At 64.0% G+C, this 4594-nt stretch carries 6 protein-coding genes; 4 read left to right on the top strand and 2 right to left on the bottom strand.

The genetic code is table 11. From position 1 onward, the window contains the following. The coding region (locus tag ACEN88_RS24895) for a PAS domain-containing protein (RefSeq protein ID WP_413343992.1) at window positions 1-619 on the bottom strand (619 nt) is incomplete at its 3' end. 154 nt (window positions 620-773) lie between these two features. Between ACEN88_RS24895 and ACEN88_RS24890 the strand changes: the two genes are divergently transcribed. From ACEN88_RS24890 to lpxO, 4 genes are all read left to right on the top strand, one after another. After that, on the top strand, window positions 774-1736 hold the full coding sequence (locus ACEN88_RS24890) for a methyltransferase domain-containing protein (protein WP_413343990.1): 963 nt from the start codon (window positions 774-776) through the stop codon (window positions 1734-1736). Between the two features lie 162 nt (window positions 1737-1898). Continuing rightward, on the top strand, window positions 1899-2099 hold the full coding sequence (locus ACEN88_RS24885; RefSeq protein ID WP_091662476.1) for a hypothetical protein: 201 nt from the start codon (window positions 1899-1901) through the stop codon (window positions 2097-2099). A 111-nt stretch (window positions 2100-2210) separates the two neighbouring features. Continuing rightward, complete coding sequence (locus ACEN88_RS24880; protein ID WP_036229374.1) at window positions 2211-2441, top strand: DUF6139 family protein; 231 nt, start codon at window positions 2211-2213, stop codon at window positions 2439-2441. Between the two features lie 141 nt (window positions 2442-2582). Then, a complete protein-coding gene (gene lpxO, locus ACEN88_RS24875; RefSeq protein WP_413343987.1) occupies window positions 2583-3482 on the top strand; it encodes a lipid A hydroxylase LpxO in 900 nt (299 codons plus the stop codon). Between the two features lie 61 nt (window positions 3483-3543). Here the strand turns inward: lpxO and ACEN88_RS24870 are convergent. Then, window positions 3544-4594: acetate kinase (locus ACEN88_RS24870; protein ID WP_413343985.1), on the bottom strand; the 1051-nt coding region annotated here is incomplete at its 5' end.

Here is a 4594-nt window from a genome sequence, read left to right as displayed (position 1 = left end):
GCGCGATACTGTCCGGCGTCGTCGCGGCCGCGCGCCAGCGCGCCAGGCACGCGCGCGACGGCAGGCGCATCTTCGGATCGTGGTCGCACTGGTAGACGACCTTGAAACCATGCTGCGGGGTCGGGTCGCTGACGACCACCATCCCGGGCGCACCCACCAGGTGGTCGAGGATGGCGTGGATCTCGCCGCAGAGTCCGGCCAGGTCGCCGGCGTGGTAGGCCGCTTCGGAAATCGCGTACGTCGCCGCCTGGCGCCGCTCGGCGCGCTTGCGGGCGCTGATGTCGCGCCCGACGCCCAGGCGCAGGCCATGGTCCGCGATGAAGCGCGCCGACCACATCACGTCGACGCGGCGTCCATCCTTGTGCAGGTAGCGGTTCTCGAAGCCGACGCGTTCCTGTCCCGCCTGCACGCGCGCGCTTTCCATGCACGTGATGGCGCGGTCCTCGGGGACGACGAAATCGAGCATGTATTGACCGATCAACTCGGTGGGACGGTAGCCGAGCATGCGTTCGCACCCGGCGCTGACGTCCACGATGATGCCGCGCCGGTCCACCAGGAAAACTACGTCCAGCAACAAATCGGCGATATTCGCCGACAGGGAACGGATCGAATGGACCATGGCGGCCTGCTAACGGAAACAGCGGTGGGAAAATACTAACATTCCCACATGGAAAAAGGTCAAGGTATTTAAGCATCGCCGACCGGCTGTCCCATCGATCCGACAAACTGGCCGGCAAATCCCCGTCAGCTCGGCGCATCAGTTGCATAAAAGCATGGAGATAATGCAGGCACACTCCGACATAGAGGAACCCATGCTCAACGAACGCGAAATCGAAAGCTGCTACCTGGGGCAGTTTATTCCGGTCCACTACCATCACAACATGCTGATGGACCATAACCGCATGCACAGCTTCAAGTCCGCGATCTACCACGCCGTGAAGCCGGGCATGAAGGTGCTGGAGCTGGGCGGAGGCACGGGCGTGCTTTCGTACTTCGCGGCCCAGAACGCGTCGCAGGTCTATTGCGTCGAGTTCAACCCGGACATGGTGCGCGAGGCGCGCCGCTTCCTCGCCATGAACCCGAACGGCCACAAGGTCGAGGTCATCCATGCGGACGCGTTCGAATACCTGCCGCCGGAACCCGTCGATCTCGTCATCTGCGAAATGATCCACGTCGGCATGCTGCGCGAAAAGCAGGTCGAGGTCATCGAGTCGTTCAAGCGGCGCTACCTGGCGCGCTTCGGCGGTCCGCTGCCGATCTTCATGCCGGAAGCCGTCATCATGGCCGCGCAGCCGCTGCAGCTCGAATACGATTTCGAGGGTTTCTATGCACCGATCGTGCAATTCCAGCCGACCAACGTGATTTACCCGGGCACCATCGACCTGGCGCAGCCGTGCGTGTATGCGATCATGGACTTCAGCCAGCCCGTCGGCGACGCGATCGCGTGGGAAGGCCAGTTCCGCATGGAGCAGGGCGGCCGCCTGAACGCGCTGCGCTTCATCACCAAGAACGTGCTGTCCATCGTCGAGGAACGCGGCACGACGATCGACTGGCTGAACCACTACATGATGCTGCCGCTGGCCACGCCGCTGGACGTGCAGGCAGGCGACGTCGTGCAGGTGAGCTTTGCCTACCGCGCGGGCGGCTCGATTCCGTCGCTGGAAGCGTCGATGCGCGCCGAGGTCGTCGAACGGGCGGGCGTGCCGGTGCAGGTCCGCGACACCGTCCTGGCCTGATCGTTTGCCCTGCCGGGGACGACGTCCGCTCGTCCCCGCTTTTGCCCCGTTTGTCTCCCCCCGCTGACCGTCCGTCGCAGAAACATTGCGGATTGGCGTCCATACAACTACAGTCACATCGTCGGGCCGCACCGGCCCTTGCCCTGAAAGATGGAGCTGACGATGCTGGGTTTCCTCGTGTGGTTGGTGTTATTGTTCCTCTGCTGGCCGATCGCGCTGCTGGCGCTCGTGATGTATCCGCTCGTCTGGCTCGTGCTGCTGCCGTTCCGGCTGCTCGGGATCGGCGTCGAGGCCGTCTTCGAGTTGCTGCGGGCGATCGTCATGCTGCCGGCGCGCGTGCTGGGCGGGGGCGTGGGACGCTGAAACTTGTCGTCCAGCCAGTGTGCGCGGATTAACAGACGGACACGAACCGTTCGCCTATCGTGCCCATACTGATGGCTTTCATTCGACGGCCATGCTTTTAAAGGAGTGACTATGCGCCTGGACATCTACCGCAGAGCCGAACACGACGGCAAGTTTTCTTACCTGGCCGTCCCCGAGACCCGCAATATCCCCGAGGAAGCCACGAATACCGACTGGGAGGTCGAAGCGCGGGCCTTCGAAGTCGACGACGATGCCGGAGACCTGCCCGATTACGATATCCAGAACCTGAACGCCCAACTGGCGGAAAAAGGCTACGCCGTCACGTCGTCGACGATGCATTGACGATGCACTGGCGCGCATTGACGCTGTCGCGGTAGCACCACATTCGCGGCCGTACGCCGTCCGTCCGGACCAGCCGGGGCGGAGCGCGTACGGCCGCGTATCGCATATGGTATCCTTGCGCCTCGTTCAGTCGGAGGCGTCATGAAGTGGTTCGTAGTCGGTTTTCTCGTGCTGTCGGTCCTGCACATCCATTTCCGTGGCAAGGTCCGCCTGCCGTTCGGCCGACAGCTGTTCGACCATTCGTCGTTCATGGCGCCGATCAATATCTTCATGCACCTGTTCTCGAAGGTGCCCAGCACGCCGTACATCCCGGTCCGTGAATTCCCCGAATTGTCCGTGCTGCAGGAGAACTGGCCGACGATCCGCGAGGAAGGCCTGCGCCTCATCGAGATGAAGAAGATCAAGGCGTCCGAGGAGAACAACGATGCCGGTTTCAATTCCTTCTTCAAGACGGGCTGGAAGCGCTTCTACCTGAAGTGGTACGACGCGAGCCACCCGTCGGCCGAGCGCCTGTGCCCGCAGACGTACGCGCTGCTGCAGGGCATCCCGTCCGTGAAGGCCGCGATGTTCGCCGAGCTGCCGCCGGGCGCGAAGCTGAACCCGCACCGCGACCCGTTCGCGGGCTCGATGCGCTACCACCTGGGCCTGGCCACGCCGAACGACGACCGCTGCTTCATCGAAGTCGACGGCCAGCGCTACAGCTGGCGCGACGGCCAGGGCGTCATCTTCGACGAAACCTTCATTCACTGGGCCGAGAACGCCAGCGACAGCGACCGCCTGATCCTGTTCTGCGACGTCGAGCGTCCAATGCGGTTCCGCTGGATGCAGGCCGTGAACCGCTGGCTGGGCCGCACGATGATGACGGCGGCCGCCTCGCCCAACGAGAGCGGCGACCAGACGGGCCTCGTCAGCAAGCTGTTCCGCGTTTCGTACGTGATGGGCCAGTACCGCCGCCGCTACAAGGCCTGGAACAAGACGGCCTATAAAGCGACGAAGGTCGCGCTGATCGTGGGCCTCGCGGCACTCGTCTATTACGTCTGAAAAAAAGGGCCGCAAGCGCAGCCCTTCTTGTTGGGCCGCGCCTTGCGGCCAAAGGGGATCCTCAAAACGTGAAGGGCATCCTGACCATCAGCGTGACGTCCGGCGTATCGCGCGTGAGGCCCGCGCCCACCGATACGCTCAAGGTGCGGTTGTTCTTCAGGCGGTACGAGTAGCCGAGCAGCAGCGTACCGAGCTGCACGCGCACGGAACCCGGGATGACCACGCCGTTCTGGTGCATGCGGCCCACGGAGTTGTGGTCGTAGCCGATGCTGAACGACGCCCGCTCGTTCAGCGCGAGACCCATGCCGAAGTTGAACCCGAACACGTCGCCCGGTTCCACCGTGCCCAGCAGTTCCTTGCCGCCGTTCAGCACGGTGCGGTAGACGTTGCCGCGCTTGAAGTTCTTCGTGTAGCTGAAGCCGCCGAAGAAGATGGCCGGATCGGACGGCAGCAGCCACGTCACGCTTGGCTGCACCGAATAGAAGCCGGAGCCGGTCGGCAGGTCGAGCGGCAGGCCCGTCCCGGTGACGTTCTGGCCCACGCAGCGGGTCTGGCAATCCGTCACGACCTCGAACGGATCGCGGCCCGTGCGCGACTTGAAGCGCAGGCCGGCGATGTAGTACGGGGTGTCGACGCCGCCGTCGTTCAGCTGGTAGCGCCAGCCCAGCTCGATGTCGCCGATGCCCTTGCCGCTCGTCTCGAACGCGCGCTCGGCGGCGGTGCCCGTGAACAGCTCGCGGCTGACGGTCGAATCGCTGCGGTAGACGTACGGGATCTTCGCTTCGAATTCCAGGCGGTTGTCGAAGCCGTAGCGGAACGTGGCGGTGCCCGTCGTCGTATTGCGTTTCACTTCGCGCACGTCCAGCAGGCCGATCAGCAGGGCCGGGATCACCGTGTAGCCGACGAGGGCGACGCGGTTGCTGGACGAATAGCCATACTGCACGGATGGCTCGAACACGACTTTACCCCGCGGCGTGAGCACGCCCGGGGTCTCGAAGATCGGCGCCACTTCCGGCGTTTTCGGCGCGGGCGGGCGGCCCACCGCAAAGTTTGCCCCCCGGGCCGGTGGCGTATAAACAAAAACCAGCCCCCCAGACGAAGAAACAACCGGG

Origin of the sequence: Massilia sp. CT11-108, assembly GCF_047302915.1 — a bacterium.
GTDB lineage: Bacteria > Pseudomonadota > Gammaproteobacteria > Burkholderiales > Burkholderiaceae_D > Telluria > Telluria orientalis.
The sequence above is the reverse complement of the archived record's forward strand: the minus strand, read 5'-3'. Positions and strand labels throughout refer to the sequence as shown.

Bases quoted from the DNA above. Each gene is read 5' to 3' on its own strand.
- ACEN88_RS24890 (WP_413343990.1), top strand. From the start codon at position 774: ATGGAGATAATGCAGGCACACTCCGACATAGAGGAACCCATGCTCAAC.
- ACEN88_RS24885 (WP_091662476.1), top strand. From the start codon at position 1,899: ATGCTGGGTTTCCTCGTGTGGTTGGTGTTATTGTTCCTCTGCTGGCCG.
- ACEN88_RS24880 (WP_036229374.1), top strand. From the start codon at position 2,211: ATGCGCCTGGACATCTACCGCAGAGCCGAACACGACGGCAAGTTTTCT.
- lpxO (WP_413343987.1), top strand. From the start codon at position 2,583: ATGAAGTGGTTCGTAGTCGGTTTTCTCGTGCTGTCGGTCCTGCACATC.